Source organism: Sphingomonas sp. EU05-FHT14C10, from assembly GCF_058790595.1.
Genome location: NZ_JBYTEN010000019.1, coordinates 24582 through 40225, shown reverse-complemented (window position 1 = coordinate 40225; position 15644 = coordinate 24582). Strand labels below are relative to the sequence as shown.

Annotated in this window: 9 protein-coding genes; 5 read left to right on the top strand and 4 right to left on the bottom strand. The window is 64.2% G+C overall.

What is annotated here, in order from left to right; translation table 11 throughout:
- Positions 1 to 35: 35 nt before the first annotated feature.
- Positions 36 to 3023, bottom strand: a complete 2988-nt coding sequence (locus AC3WT0_RS15880; RefSeq protein WP_492754420.1) for a TonB-dependent receptor — start codon at positions 3021 to 3023, stop codon at positions 36 to 38.
- Between the two features lie 305 nt (positions 3024 to 3328).
- On the opposite strand from AC3WT0_RS15880, the gene AC3WT0_RS15875 reads away from it, so the two are divergent.
- Together AC3WT0_RS15875 and AC3WT0_RS15870 are read left to right on the top strand one after the other, a co-directional pair.
- Positions 3329 to 4015, top strand: coding sequence for a SapC family protein (locus tag AC3WT0_RS15875; protein WP_492754419.1), 687 nt, complete (start codon positions 3329 to 3331; stop codon positions 4013 to 4015).
- 13 nt (positions 4016 to 4028) lie between these two features.
- Positions 4029 to 5021 (top strand): cupin-like domain-containing protein, encoded by a 993-nt coding sequence (locus AC3WT0_RS15870; protein WP_492754418.1) that lies wholly within the window; start codon positions 4029 to 4031, stop codon positions 5019 to 5021.
- 39 nt (positions 5022 to 5060) lie between these two features.
- Here AC3WT0_RS15870 and AC3WT0_RS15865 read toward each other — a convergent pair whose 3' ends face one another.
- Positions 5061 to 7145: an alpha-L-arabinofuranosidase family protein gene (locus tag AC3WT0_RS15865; protein ID WP_492754417.1), complete on the bottom strand. Its 2085-nt coding sequence runs from the start codon at positions 7143 to 7145 to the stop codon at positions 5061 to 5063.
- 332 nt (positions 7146 to 7477) lie between these two features.
- On the opposite strand from AC3WT0_RS15865, the gene AC3WT0_RS15860 reads away from it, so the two are divergent.
- A complete protein-coding gene (locus AC3WT0_RS15860) occupies positions 7478 to 8551 on the top strand; it encodes an alpha/beta hydrolase (RefSeq protein ID WP_492754449.1) in 1074 nt (357 codons plus the stop codon).
- Positions 8541 to 10118 (top strand): glycoside hydrolase family 43 protein, encoded by a 1578-nt coding sequence (locus AC3WT0_RS15855; RefSeq protein WP_492754416.1) that lies wholly within the window; start codon positions 8541 to 8543, stop codon positions 10116 to 10118. The genes AC3WT0_RS15860 and AC3WT0_RS15855 overlap by 11 nt, the downstream gene beginning before the upstream one ends.
- Positions 10119 to 10184: 66 nt before the next feature.
- On the opposite strand, the gene manD is transcribed toward AC3WT0_RS15855, so the two are convergent.
- Complete coding sequence (gene manD, locus AC3WT0_RS15850) at positions 10185 to 11411, bottom strand: D-mannonate dehydratase ManD (protein WP_492754415.1); 1227 nt, start codon at positions 11409 to 11411, stop codon at positions 10185 to 10187.
- A gap of 162 nt (positions 11412 to 11573) precedes the next feature.
- A complete protein-coding gene (locus AC3WT0_RS15845) occupies positions 11574 to 12548 on the bottom strand; it encodes a FadR/GntR family transcriptional regulator (RefSeq protein ID WP_492754414.1) in 975 nt (324 codons plus the stop codon).
- Here AC3WT0_RS15845 and AC3WT0_RS15840 point away from each other — a divergent pair.
- Positions 12502 to 15594 (top strand): TonB-dependent receptor, encoded by a 3093-nt coding sequence (locus AC3WT0_RS15840; protein WP_492754413.1) that lies wholly within the window; start codon positions 12502 to 12504, stop codon positions 15592 to 15594. The two genes, AC3WT0_RS15845 and AC3WT0_RS15840, sit on opposite strands and share 47 nt — an antisense overlap.
- Positions 15595 to 15644: the final 50 nt, after the last annotated feature.

Sequence of the window (15644 nt, the reverse complement as noted above, 5' to 3'; positions counted from 1 at the left end):
TCAACCAAAGGCCGACATCCCCGCCATCGGAGAGTTTAGTAGCGGAACCGCGCACCGACGGTGAAGCGGCGTCCGTAGGCAAAGACGTCGAGCAACTGGTTCGAGTAGCGGCCCGTCGTGCTGTAAACGGCGTTGTTCAGGTTGAGCGCATCGAAGAAGACGTTGACCTGCTTCGTGAGCTGGTAGCTCGCGCTGAAATCGACCTGGACGCTCGAGTTGACGAAGGTCGGCTCCGAACCGAACGAACCGGTATTCTGGTTCTGCCCGAACTGCAGCAGATACTTGTCGCGCCAGTTGACCGCGACGCGCGCCTGGATGCCGTTCTTGTCGTAGAAGCCGACGAAGTTCGCCGAATTGGCAAGACCCGTCACCGCGAACCCGCTGAGCGAGATATCGTTCGGATCATAGGGCTTGTTGGTTTCGACGAAGGTGGCGTTGGCGTTGAAGCCGAAGCCGGTGTCGCCGAACACGTGCTGCAACGCCAGCTCGATGCCCTTCACGGTCGCGTTAGGCCCGTTCACGCGCTGCGACACGGCGAACTGGGCGAGCTGCCCCGTCGTCGGATCGACCAGACCGTTGATGGACTGACGCGTGGTGCCCTGCACGACGAAGTTCGACACATGCTTCAGGAACAGATTGACCGAGGCATAGGAATTCGGCCGGTAATACCATTCCAGCGCGGTGTCGAAATTGTCCGAAAGATAGGGCTTGAGCAGCGGGCTGCCGCCGGTCGCCGTCAGCGCGCCAACGCGCTGGCCGCTGCCGACATTGAGCACCGGAGTCAGATAGTTGAGCGCCGGCCGCGTCAAGGTGCGCGACGCGTCGAAACGCCAGTGCAGCTTGTCGGTCAGCTCCAGCTTCATGTCCAGGCTGGGCAGCAGGTAGGAATAGCTGCTCTTGGTGACGATCGGCTGGAGATTGGGATCGAACACCACGGTCAGCAGCGTCGGATCGCCCGTGCTGGGCAAGATGCCCGTCGCAACCTGGCCGACGCCGCCCGAGGTGATGCGCGACACTTCTTCACGCACGCCCGCGTTGAAGTGGAACGGCATGTTCGCGATTTCGGTGTCGAAGTTCGCGCGGACATAAAGCGCCCAGGTCTTCTCCGAGATGTTCTGGATGCTGCCCGGATCGAGGGCCAGATCGAACGCGCCGGTGAAGTTGGTGCCGACACCCGAGGCGCCGTAGTTGAAGCCCGGGATGTTCTTCGTCTGCGGATTGCCGAGGCTGGACAGATACGCCTGATACTCCTGCGGCGTGAAGCGGATCAGCACAGGCGGGAGAGCGCCCTTGTAGCCCGGAATGAAGCCCTTGGTGCTGACTGTGCCCTGGAAGAGCGTCGCAGGCAGGGCGACGCCCGTCGTGCCGCCCGAGGCCGGGCCATAGCCGGCATAGGCCTGCCAGAAGTTGTTGGTGAAGGTGTTGCTCTGCTGGAACTTGTAATTGTCTTCCAGATAGCTGCCGCCGACCTTGATCTGGAAATCATCCTGCTTCCAGGTCGCGCCGAGGCGGAACTGCTTCACCGTGTCGGTATTCTTCTGGGCCTGACGCACCGTGACGTGCGAGCCGAGCAGCGACAGATCGGCCCAGCGCGACGCATCGCCGTTCGGGCCGTAATTATGCAGCACCGGGATGTTGCTGCTGCTGTTGCCACCGATGCTGATGCCCAGCGACGGACCGATACCGAAGCCGTAGCCGACGTCGGCATTGTCGCTGGTCAGTTCGCCGTTCGGATTGAGCCAGCTCTTCGCATAGCTGCCGTCGGCCTCGATCGTCAGGTTGGACGTGACGTCCCACTTGAGGTTCAGGCCCGTCTGGTTGGTCTGATAGACCGTGCCGTCACGGCCCGCAGTGAAGTCGGTCTGCGACCCCGCCTGGGTGAAATCGACCGTCGTGCCATTCTTGTCGAGCTGGACGTTGCGCAGGCCGTCCTGGTTGAACCAGATGCCGAAGCCGAAATTGTCCGAACGGACCTTCTGACGCGAATAATTATTGTCGAGCGTCACCATGACCGACTCGGACGGATGCCATTGCAACGCGATGCGCGCGTCGATGCGCTCGTCCTTGGTGTAGATCTGGGTCGCGCCATATTGCTGCTCGAACCAGCCGACGACGGTCTTCTGCTGCGATGCAGGCGCCGTGATGTCCGTGGTCGGGGCGCAGGTGGCCGCAGTGCTGCCGGCCAGCTGGCACGGCGCATATCTGCCGCCCGGCCAGCCGCTCACATAGACACGGTTGGTCTGCGTGTCGTGGCGCGTATAGACGACGTCGGCGAGAACGCCGAACGTGTCGTCGGCGAAGGTATCGCTGAACAGCGCGCCGACGGTCGGCACGACCTTGCCCGCGCCGTCCTGGATCGAACCCGACGCGGTGAGCGCCATCTTGAGCCCCGGATGATCGAACGGCTTGGGGAAGGAGACGTTGATCGTCGCGCCGATCGAGGCGCTCGACACCGAGACGTCCGGCGTCTTGAGCACGCTGAGGCTGCCGAGGAAATCGGAACCGACGGTCGAGAAATCGACCGAGCGGCCGCCCGTCGCCGTCGAGATGCGGCGGCCGTCATACAGCGTTTCGTTGAAATCGCCGCTGAAGCCGCGGATCGTGACGCCGGTCGGCTCGCCGCGCGCGCCCGAACGCTGGATCGAAACGCCCGGCAGGCGCTGCAGCGAGGCGGCGACGTTGGAATCAGGGAACTTGCCGATGTCTTCGGACGAGATGACATCCATCACGCCCGCTGCATCGCGCTTCAGATCAAGGTTGCGCTGCAGCGAACCACGGATGCCGGTGACGATGATGTCGGCCTCGCCCGAACCCTCGCTGGTAACGCTACCACCCGCGGACGAGCCACTATCCTGAGGCGCGACAATCGCCGATCCCGTGACGAGCGCAGGCGCCTGCTGCGCCACGGCGGGCGTCGCCACCGCAAGCGCGAAAAGACTCGTGGCTCCCGCCAGCAACCCCTTCAAGGCCGCGTCAGTGCGCTGACCAGCCTCGTTTGCATTCCGATCATACGAAATATTCATACCCCCTCCTTCCTGTCTATCCTCGCTGAACCGGCGAAATGGCCTGGGCCAAGACGGGTCCACCGAATTTCTGCGATATCTGGAAGGGGCGGCTCCGCGTGCGGAACCTGCGCCAAAGCTACCTCCCCAGACATCTTTTTTATTAGTGTTCGCGAAAACTAGACGGTTTCGGTAGCGCTATCAAGACGATTTTGTCTGCGTTATTCCGCCGGACGCGAGATGTGGCATAATTGCATCGGAACACGCATTCACGAAGCCCGCGATCGGCCCTATCAACGACCGGCGCGATCCATGGAGAGAGATAAATGCCGACACTAGAAGTGCTTGATGCGGCGACTCACCGGCAGCTGCGCTGCCGGAAGCAGATCGAGGACGGTCGCATCTTCGTCCAGATCGTGGCGGATGAATTCGCGGCGGCCGCGGCGGCCTGCCCCATCCTGATGAGCAAGAATCCGGAAACGGGCAAATTCTATGCGGGCGCGATGCTCGGCTTCAGGGACGGCGAAATCCTGCTGGCCGACGCTTCGAGCAGCTATGCGCCCTATCGGCCGCTCGACGTCGAGCGCCAGGGCTTCTTCATCTCGGGCGACGCGATCGCCATCGACCGCGACAATCCCCGGATCAACGAAAGCGAGGGCGACCCGCTGTTCGACGAGGACGGGCAGCCGGGCGAGCGGCTCCGCTTCATCCAGCGCGTCCTGACCCGGCTGGTGCACGGCATCGACAAGACCGACGCCTTCATCGCCGCGCTGCTCGCGCTCAAACTCGTCGAGCCGATCGACATCTCGCTGCGCTTTGACGACGGCGAGACGATCCAGCTCGACGGCCTCTACACCGTCAGCCTCGACGCGCTGGGCGATCTGGACGATGCCGCCGCGCTGCGGCTTTTCCGCGACGGCCACCTGCAGCTCGCCTATATCATGGCCGCATCGCTCCGGCAGATCCCGATCCTCGCCGCGCGCCGCAACCAGCGGCTCGCCGAGGCGGCCTGAGGCGGCCGCCACGATGACGCCCGCCGAAATCGCGCCCTCCGCCTTCACGCGCGAGGCAATCGAGCGCGGCGAGCCGCTGGTGCTGCGCGGTTTCTGCGCGGACTGGCCGCTCAGCCGCGCGGCGGCGCAATCATGGGAGGCGGCCTGCGCCTATCTGCTGCGCTTCGACAGCGGGCGGACGGCGCAGGCCTTCACCGGCGCGGCGGCGCTGGCAGGGCGCTATCATTATGGCGCGGGGCCGGACGGCTTCAACTTCGAGCGCGAGACGATGGGAATCGCGCCAATGCTCGCGCGCGTAAGCGCGGCGGCCGAGGCCCCGGGCGGGGCGACCACCTATATGGGCTCGCTGCCCGTCGAGGATTATTTCCCGGGGCTCGATGCGGAAAATGCGCCGCCGCCGCTGATCGCGAAAGTGCAGCCGCGCATCTGGATCGGCAACGCATCGGTGATCGCCTGCCATTATGACAGCTTCGAAAATCTCGCCTGCGTCGCGGCGGGGCGGCGGCGCTTTACGCTGTTCCCGCCCGACGCGATCGGCGATCTCTATGTCGGGCCGATCGACCATACGATGGCGGGCCAGCCGGTCGGGCTGGCGGTCGGCAGCGAACCCGGCGACCTGCGCTATCCGCGCTTCGAAGCAGCGCGCGGGCGGGCGGTGACCGTCGACCTGGAAGCCGGCGACGCGCTCTATCTGCCCAAGCTCTGGTGGCATCAGGTCGAGGCGACGGGGCCGGCCAACATCCTGGTCAACTATTGGTGGGACGCCTTCCAGTCGGGCGCCGATACCCCCTATGCCGCGATGATGCTGGCGATGATCGCGATCGCCGAGCGCCCCGCCCCCGAGCGCGCGGCGTGGCGCGCCTTCTTCGATCATTATGTCTTCCGGCCGAACGGCCATCCGCTCGCGCACCTGCCCGCAGAGAAGCACGGCATATTGGGGCCGCTGGGCAGCGGCAATTATGGGCGGATCAGGGCGGCGGTAATGCGGATGCTGCGCGGCGAATAGGATCGCCGGGCGCAGCATCCGCAACCTTGGGCCGGCTGCTCAGCGCGCGCCGGCGATCGGGAACTCGAAGATCGAGGTCGAGATGGCGGGCACGGTCAGCCCGCGTCCGAGCGCCGGCACTTTCTTCTCGCCGATGGTGACTCCGGCGGGGGCGCCGACCTTGTTCGCGGCCTCGACGGTCTTGCCGGTGAGCAGCCATTGCCGACCGCCCCCTGCCGTCTTCACCCCGGCGATATCAAGCGCGACATGCTGCGGCTTGTAGGTCGCGTTGACGATGCCGATGCGCAGCATTTTGCCGTCGGGGCTGATGCCCGCGATGATATCGAGCGGATAGGTCGGGCTGCCCGCACGGACCTGCGGATGATCGTAGCCGACGGGGTAGCGCGGCGCGGGCTGCGGCGCGTTGCCGGAAACCGCGACCGGCACCGTGCCCGCGCCGAAATGCTCGCCGTAGAGCTTGAACACCAGCCCGGTCGTGTTGAGCACCGACGCGGTCGCCGTGATGTCCATCGTCGAGGCGCCGGTGGTGAAGGCGCTCATCGTCAGGAAATTGGTGTGGCGCAGCATTTCCTGCATGACCAGCGAATAGGCGAGCGCCGATTTGAGGTTCGCGCCGCCGAAATAGGCATATTCGTCGATCGACAGGAAGATCTTCCTGTCCTTGATCGCCGGGAAGCGCTTTTCGTAGATCGCCCACTCATCGGCCTTCATGCGGATCTGGTTGGAAGGCGAACGCGCATATTCGATCAGTTCGGCGTCGGCAGGCGCATCGGGGCGCTTCTCGGCCGCGTCGTACCAATGCTCGCTCACCCCGTCGAAATTGCCCCAGGCCTTGGCGAACAGCCCGCCCGTCCAGTCCTCGTCGGTGCCGAACTTGTGCTGGATGCTTTCGAGCGAAGGATTTTCCTTGAGGTCGCGCGGCTTGAGCTGATCGGGCATCGCGCCCGATCCGATGAGGATGATCGAGGGATCCCTGGCGCGCATCGCTTCGGCGAAGCGATTATGCTTGATCATGAAATAATCGAGCGTGGTCCGGCCGATCTGCCACCAGCCATAAGGTTCGTTGCCGATGTTCCAATATTTGACGCCATAAGGCGCGGGGTGACCGTTGGCGGCGCGCTTCGCGCCCCATTCGCTCGTCGCCGGTCCGTTGAGATATTCGACTTCCTCGGCCGCCGAATTGGCGTCGCCCAGCCCGGCATCGACGGTGACATAAGGCTCGACACCGACGATGCGCGTCAGGTCCATCCACTCGTCCATGCCGATGTCGTCGGGCTGCATCGCGCTCCACGCATGATCGAACATCGGCGGACGCTTGTCGCGCGGGCCGATCGCGCTGTGCCAATCCCAGTTGGACAGGAAATTACCGCCCGGCAAACGCCAGAAACCCGAGTTGAGCGAGCGCGCGATCGCCGTCGTATCGGCGCGCCAGCCGTTGATATTGTCGCTGGGCATCAGCGAAATGGCGGCGACGCGGAACCGCCCGCTGCCCGTGCCCGTCACCTCGATCCGCGCGTCGGCCGAATCGACGGGCGGACTGAAGCCGAACGGCGCGCGCTGCCAGGCTGCGCCCGGCGCAGGCAATGTCACCGTCTGGCGATCGTTCGGCCCCGCGCCCCAGACCAGCGCGACCTGCACCTTCGCGCCGGGATCGCCGCTGAGATAGAGATAGCCGTCATAGCTTTTGCCTTTGGCGATGCCGATACCCGACTGGGCGAAGCCGCGCGGCGAGCCTCCGTCGACCGCGACGCTGGCGCTCTGCTTGCCGACGTAGGGGTCCTGCGCGTCCATCGCGACCGCATCGTCGCCACCGACCGGGCGCCACTTGCGGTAGGAGACGCCTGGCCGCCCTTCCGGATTGGGCGGCGGCGGCACGTCCTTGGCCTCGACGACGATGGGATAGTAGAATTTGCGATCATCGAGCATCTCGGCCCACAGTGTCCGCGCGACGAGGCCGCCGATCGGTTCGATGAACATGCCGAACTGGTAGCGGGTGACGGCGGCACTGCGCTGCCCGGCATCGATCGTCGCGGCCAGCGGCGCATCCTGCGCCTGCGCGGCAGCCGCACTCACGGCCAACCCCAGCGCGGATAACGCCACGGCACCGGCGAAAATCCCCCTCATCAACCTCTCCCCTGTTCGTTATTACTCCGACCTAATCTAGCATCGCATTTTCACGTCGGCCAATGCGATTCATCGCAAGCGCGCCGATTTTCGGCTGAAATCCATTGCAAACAGGCCCGACATGCCGCGCGGCGGCGATCGGATTCCTTGGCCATTGGCTCATCACAAAGGTTGACAGCATTATATTTAGACTGACAAATCGCCTCGAACAAAAGCGGCGGGAAAACCGTATGGCGGAGAGGATGGCGAACGACGCACGAGCGCGTCCTTCGCCCTCGATCTCCATCCTGCGCGGATATCCGGCGCGATCCGGGTGGGGAGATTCGATGAGCATGAACAAATCGATCAGGGTGATGGGCGCAGCGATGGCGGCGCTTCTGCTGGCCGCCGCCCCGGCGAGCGCGCAGGTCAAGACCGAGGTGCCTCCACCCGTCGCAGGCGCGAAGCCGGTCACGGTCGAGCATATCAAGGTCCACGCGCCGTCGATCGAGGGCAATCTGGAAGGCAATTCGGCCGATCGCGACGTGTTCGTGATGCTGCCCCCCGGCTATGCCAAAAACCCGAAAAAGCGCTATCCCGTGGTCTATGCGCTGCACGGCTATTCGATCGGCGCAGAGCAATGGACCGGCGAGATCCATGTGCCGCAGACGATCGAAGGCGCTTTCGCCACGGGCGCGAAGGAAATGATCGTCGTCCTGCCCGACAGCAAGACGGTGCATAACGGATCGATGTATTCGCGGTCGGAAACGACGGGCGATCTCGAGACGTTCATTTCGCGCGACCTGATCGCCTATATCGATTCGCATTACCGCACGATCGCGAAGCGCGAGAGCCGCGGTCTCGTCGGCCATTCGATGGGCGGTTATGGCGCGACGCGCATCGGCATGAAGCATGCCGACATGTTCGGCGCGCTTTACCTGATGAGCCCGTGCTGCCTGTCGGCGCGCGAGGCGATGCCGATGGACGAGAAGACGCGCGCCGCGCTGGCCGCGGTCAAGACCGCCGCCGACGCCGCCGGCCTGCCCTGGATCGTCCACGCCCAGCTCGCCGCCGCCGCCGCCTGGTCGCCCAACCCGACCAAGCCCCCCTTCTATCTCGACCTGCCCGACGGCGACGCCGCGCAGCAGCGCGAGATACTGGCAAAATGGGCGGCCAACGCGCCGCTCGCCTTCGCCGACCAATATATCGGCAATCTGCGCCGTTATGCCGCGATCTCGATGGACGTCGGCGATCAGGACGGGCTGAAGGTCGATACGCAGACGCTGCACGAGCTGCTCGACCGCTACGGCATCAAGAACGGGTTCGAAATCTATGCCGGCACGCACACCAGCGCGGTCGCGGTGCGTTTCCAGAATTATGTGATGCCCTTCTTCAGCCAGCATCTGGTGTTCGCGGATGGCCGCTGACCGGTTGGGAGGCGCACTGCTCCGCGCCGCTTCCGCCGCTGCGCTGGCCGCTATCGCTGCGGGCGCACCCGCACAGGTCTGGCGATCTGACCAGGGCGACGGCAGCTTCCGCAATCCGGTGCTTTACGCCGACTATCCCGACCCGGACATCATCCGGGTCGGGCAGGATTATTATTTCGCCTCAACGACCTTCGTGAACACGCCGGGGATCACCATCCTTCATTCGAAGGATCTGGTGAACTGGGACATTTACAGCCATGTCGTCCCGCGGATCGACGGCATGCCCCAATATGACCTGAAAGGCGGCGACGCCTATCGCAAGGGGCTCTATGCCGCGAGCCTGCGCCAGCATGGCGGCATATTCTACATCGTCGTGACGCCGGTGGGGCTGAACACGCGCATCTATTACGCCCGCGACCTGAAGGGGCCGTGGGCCTATCACCAGCTCGACCGCGAGGCGTTCGACCCCGGTTTCTTCATCGACGACGACGGCAAGGGCTATATCGCCACCGCCTATAACGGCGACGGCACGATCACGCTGCTGACGCTCAACGCCGATTACAGCGCGGTCACGGACGCGCGGAAGATCCATTACATCAAGGGCGCCGAAGGATCGAAGATCATCAAGCGCGGCGGCTGGTATTATCTCTTCAACGCCATCCCGCCACGCCTTGGCCTGACCGTATCGCGCGCGCGCAGCCTGTTCGGCCCGTGGGAGACGCGCGATCAGATCGACGACAGGAGCGGCGGGCACCAGGGCGCGCTGGTCGACATGCCGAATGGCGACTGGTTCGGCTTCGTGATGGTCGACGCCGGATCGATCGGGCGCATGACCAATATGAGCCCGGTCTTCTGGCAGGACGACTGGCCCGTCTGGGGCACACCCGATGCACCGGGCCGCGTGCCCGAGCGCGCCCGCAAGCCGATTGCCGGCTTTCCGTTCGTCGAGCCGCCGACCTCCGACGATTTCGCGTCGCCCACGCTCGGGCGGCAATGGCAGTGGAACCATAATCCCGACGACAGCCGCTGGTCGCTGACCGAACGACCGGGCTGGCTGCGCCTGCGCCCGACCGAGGCGGGCGATTTCTGGCATGCGCGCAACACGCTGACCCAGAAAGGCCAGGGACCGCGCAGCCACGCCGAAGTGAAGCTCGACATCTCGCACATCGCCGCCGGCGACGATTGCGGCTTCGGCACGCTCGGCCAGTATAGCGCGCGCATCGCGGTGCGCGGCGACGGCGGGGGGCGGCGGCATCTGGCTATGGCAGTGACCGAAAGCACCGAGCAGGGGCCGAAGACCGACCTGCGCGTCGCGCACGTGCCGATCAGGGGCGGTCGGCTGTGGATCGGCATGGACCTCGATTTCACCAGCGACAAGGGACGCCTGTCCTACAGCATCGACGGGCGGCGCTGGACGGCGCTGGGCGGCGACTTCCCCCTCGCCTTCGCGTGGCGGACGGGGACGTTCCAGGGCGAGCAGATCGCGCTGTCCTGCTATAATCGGAAGCCCGGCGCGGGCTGGCTGGATATCGACAGCTTTACCATGACGGGGGCGGAGCCGCGGTAGAACCGGGCTTTTGACGCAGCGAGCGGGCAGAGCCTGCGGTCGCGGCCCCGCCCGTCGCGTTCGGCGTCACCAGTTGAACATCGTGCCGTCCTGCAAGCGGTTCACCGGCAGATAGGCGCGACGGTAAGGGAATTCGGCCGCCAGCTTCAGATCGATGTCGACCCCTAGACCCGGCGTTTCGTTGACCTGCAGATAGCCGTCCTCGAACCGATAGTCGTGCGGGAAGACCGCATCGGTCTCGTCGGTGTGCCGCATATATTCCTGGATGCCGAAATTGGGGATCGAGATGCCGAAGTTGAGCGCCGCCGCCATCGACACCGGCGACAGATCGGTTGCGCCGTGGCAGCCGGTACGGACGTTGAACATATCGGCGAAGGCCGCAATGCGGCGCAGATGCGTGATGCCGCCGGCATGGACGACGGTTGCGCGGATATAGTCGATCAGCTGGTTCTGGATGAGGTCCTTGCAATCCCAGATCGAGGCGAAAATCTCCCCGACCGCGAGCGGCGTGGTGGTGTGCTGGCGGACGAGCCGGAAATTCTCCTGATTCTCGGCCACGACCGCATCCTCGAGCCAGAAGAGCCGGTAGGGCTCGAGATCCTTGCCGAGCCGCCCAGCCTCGATCGGGGTGAGGCGATGATGGACGTCGTGGAGCAGATGGATATCGTCGCCCAGTTCCGCGCGCGCGCGCTCGAACAGCTTGGGGACCGATCGCATATAGGCTTCGGTCGACCAGACATTCTCCGTCGGCAGCGCCGCGTCGGCGGGCTCGTAGAACATCTTGTCCTTGGAAACACCATAGGTCGACGGCAGGCCGGGCACGCCCGATTGAAGCCGGATCGCCTTATAGCCCAGCGCCTGATATTCCTTCGCGGCCGCGATCGTCTCGTCGATCGTGGCGCCGTTGGCGTGGCCATAGACCATGATGCCCGTGCGGCAGCGCCCGCCGAGCAGCTGATAGACCGGCATCCCGGCCGCCTTGCCCTTGATGTCCCACAGCGCCATGTCGACTGCGGCGATCGCCGACATGCCGACGGGGCCGCCGCGCCAATAGGCGCCGCGATAGAGATATTGCCAGATATCCTCGATCTGATGTGCGTCGCGCCCGATCAGGCAGGGAATGACATGATCGCGAAGATAACTGACCACGGCCAGCTCGCGGCCGTTCAGCGTCGCATCGCCGAGGCCGTAGATGCCGTTCGCGGTCTCGATCCTGAGCGTGACGAAATTGCGACCCGGACATGTGACGATCACATCGGCCGCCAAGATCCGTAGATCTCCAAGCTCGCTCATGAGGCTCCTTTCCGGAGCGAAGGCGTTCATGCCAATCCCCTCCTCTTCTGTTTCATTTGGCCTTACCAATTTATCGCGCGAGTGGCAAATGAAGGCAGCGGCAGCCACCGGATGCGCGCGAAATCATGAAAAGAATCGGAATATTCCCGCGCATCCCGCAAGCTAGACCGTGCCGGCGAATTTCTTGCGCTGGGCGCGCGCACGCGCGCGGGCTTCCTCAATTTCCTGGACCTCGGTAGCCGCGAGGAGGGTTTCGAGGACGCGGCTGAGATGCATCCGCATGGCGTTGCGCGACGCTGCGGGATCGCGGCTCCGCAAGGCGTCGAGTATCTGTGCATGTTCGTCCACATTCGGGCCGATGCCCGCTTCATGCGCCTTCTGCGTCAGGAGCTTATATTGCGGCGACCGCTCGCGCGCTTCCCAAAGCGCCTCGACGATATCGCTCATCACGCTGTTGCCCGTGCATTCGGCGATCTTCAGGTGGAAACGCCGGTCGGCATCCTCCGACGCCTCCAGATCTTCTCCCGAATTAATCTCCTGGAGCAGCACTTCCAGCGCCGCAAGCTGTTCGTCGCTGATGCGGGCGGCGGCCAAGGCGCAAGCCTCCGCCTCGAACGCCCGGCGCGCCTCGAGAACCTCGAACGGGCCGACGTCGGTCACACCGCGAACGCCGCCCTTGGGGCTGGGCGCGACCACATAGACGCCGGACCCCATGCGCACCTCGACGAGGCCGTCAATCTCCAGCGCGATGATCGCCTCGCGGATCGTGGGCCTCGAAACCTCGTGGGCCTGGGCCAGGTCGCGCTCGGACGGAAGGCGTTGGCCGATGGCATATTCGCCGGATGCAATCTTCCTCGCCAGGCTTGCGGCGACCCTTTCGTAGAGGCGGCTGTTCGGCGGAGTCATCACCGCGATACGTAACAACTCATCGCGGCCAATACAATTGGACAATTTGGTCAGACTTGACTGGTAAGACCAAATACGGCAGTCATGCCTCCTGCCCGGCACCAGACAGACAAAATTGTCGTCACCGCGGCTTTGGACATGCCCTTTCGCGCCGCGCGCAAGGACATAAAGGGAGGGAGAGGATATGATTTGCCCAACGGCGAAGGCGCATGCGCGCCGTGCCACATTCATCGGCGCCGCTCTGCTGATTACGACGGCCTGGCCGGCGCTGGCGCAGAACGCTCTGCCTTCCGTATCGACGGCGGCAGGCGGCGAGAGCGATCCCAGCGACATCATCGTCACCGGCTACCGCGCGTCACTCCAGAACGCGACCATTGCCAAGCGGGAATCGCCCAATTTCAGCGATTCGATCTTCAGCGAGGAAATCGGCAAGTTCCCCGACACGAACATCGCCGAATCGTTCAACCGCATTCCCGGCATCACGATTACGCGCGACATCACCGGTGAAGGCACCAACGTGGCCATTCGCGGCCTGGGCTCGAACTTCACCAACGTGACGCTGAATGGCGCGCCCATCGCCGTCGCCTCTTCGGGCGCGACTGATGCGCAAGGCACCGACCGTTCGGTCGACCTGAGCTTCTTCCCAACCGATCTGTTCACCAAGCTGACCGTCAACAAAAGCTATTCGGCGAACCTGCTGGAAGGCGGCGCGGCGGGCAATATCGACATCCGGTCGGCCCGTCCGTTCGATCAGGCCAAATCCTATATCGCCTATAATTTCCAGGGATCGAAACTGGGCCGCTCCGACAAGATCGGCGAACGCGGATCGCTGATCGGCAGTTGGCGGAACGACACGTTCGGCATTCTCGCCGGCGTAGCCGGCCAGCATTTCTTCACCGACACGCGCGGTTTCGAGACGATCGGCTACACCAACGCCAATCTGTCGGCAGCACAATGCGGCGCGACCACCGGCTGCAATTCGACCGGCGGCGGCAACTGGACGATCCCGGCGACGGTGCCGGTAGGGGCCGGAGCCGGCCTGACCGCAGGCACGGTGATCGATCAGGCCTTCCTGCTCGCGCACAATCCGGGCGCCACCATCCAGCAGATCGACAACGGGCTGCTGCCGCGCCTCGGCCGCCCTTCGGCCGAATATGGATCGCGCGATCGCATCAACGCGATCGTCAGCCTCGAGTGGCGGCCGACAGACGAGCTGCAATTCTATATCGACGGCCTCTACGGCTATAAGCACAACGACCTGATCCGCGAGGATATGGCGTGGATCGTCCGCAACGGATCGATCATCCCGCTGAACATGAAGTTCGACAAATCCGATTGCAGCGCAGGCTGCACGGTAACGTCGGGGACGTTCGCCAACGTGCAGTTCTTCGACGAGTTTCGGCCCTATATCGAGACGACGAGATTGTGGAACATCAATCCCGGCGCCGAATATCAGATCGCCGACAAGCTGAAGCTGAGCATTCGCGGCAATTACGAGCGCAGCACCTTCCACCGCGAGAGCCCGACCGTGGGCGCGACGACGCCGCTGGGCGTCGGCAACACCGTCGAATTCGTCAACAATGGCGGCATTCCGACGATCAAGAGCGGCCTCGACCTGAACGATCCCAAGAGCTTTGGCTGGTACGCCCAGGACCGCATGAGCATCGCCGACGAACGCCGCATCTACACGACCAAGGGCATTCGCGGGGACGTGACCTGGGGCGATACGGCGTTCAATATCAAGATCGGGGGCGCCTATGACGATATCGCCCGGCGAATCCGCGGCTACGACAATAGCCAAGCGTGGCAGAATGCCGGTTGCGGAAACAATCCGAGCGTCTTCGTACCATCTCCCAACACGCAGCCGGCCTGCGAGGGTCTGAACGCGCCGGGAGCCGCGCCTCCGGGCTATCCGAGCTACCCCGGCTACGGCACCGGCTATACGGCTGGGCAGACCGGGCCTGTCACCTATGGCGGCTCGCTCGTCCCCAACAGCGCGTTGCCCGGCTACCTCCTGCCCGGACCGGCGGGTTTCGTCACTGTCGATTTCAAGAAGTTCGCGGCGGCGACCAACTATGCCGAGTTCCATGCGAACGAGCCGGAATCGGGCGGCGCAAACACCGGCGCCAGCGGCGGCTATATCCGCGAGCAAGCGAAATCGGCCTTCGCGCTGATCAGCGGCGTCCAGAATCTGGGCGGCAACGACCTGCGCTTCGGCGTCGGCGTGCGCTTCGTCAACACGGAGCAGACGATTGCCGGCCGCGTGTCGCTGCCCGATCCGCGCAACACGCCTGCGGGCGGGGGCAGCCTGCCGGACGGCAGCCGCTATCCGAACGTTGTGAGCGAGGTGACGACCAAGAACAACTATACCGAATGGCTGCCGACGGCGAACCTGGCCTATAATATCGGAGACCATGCGGTCGCCCGCCTGGCCTATTCCAAGACGATGACGCGCCCCGATCCTTCGGCGCAGCTGCCCGGTGTGTCCTTCGGTGCGCCGTCGGCCGACCAGGCGAGCATCGGCAACCCCGCGCTGAAGCCCTATCTCTCGGACAATATCGACGTCGGCTTCGAATATTACACCGGGCGCGAAGGCGTGATCAGCTTCAACGCCTTCCGCAAGTCGATCGAAGGCTTCACCAACCAGTTCGTCAGCACGGTGCCGTTCACCGCGCTTGCGCAATATGGCATCACCTACGACACGCTGAACCCGACGCAGCAAACCGCCATCAACCTGCGCGGCGGCCCCAACGTGGCGCTGGTTCAGGTGACGTCGCAGGTGAACGTTCCCAACCGGCTGAAGATCAACGGCCTAGAATTCCAGTGGGTCCAGCCGCTCGACTTCGTCACCAAATATATCGGCGTCACAGGCTTCGGCTTCAACGCCAACGCCACGATCGTCGATCAGACGAGCAACGGCCCGGCGCAGGCTTACGGCGTTGCGCCATATACGTACAACGTCACCGGCTATTACGAGAAGAACGGCGTCATGCTCCGCGTCTCGACCACTTTCCGCAAGGGATCGCAGAGCAGCGGCACCAACCAGAACGGCATCGCTGCGGCGGCGCTGTTCAACGACAGCTATCAGCAGTTCGACTTCTCGTCAGCCTTCGATCTCGACAAGCTGTTCGGCGTCAAGGGTGCGCCCCAGCTGACGGTCAATGTCGCCAACTTCACCAACGCGACGTTGCGTTCGCACTTCCAGTTCTCGAACGCGACGTTCACCGCCTACAAGCCCGGCCGGCAATTCCTGGTCGGCCTGCGGGGCTCCTTCTAAAAGTCGCTTGTGGTTTCTGCAGCGAATCTGAAGGCGGCGCCGGACATGTT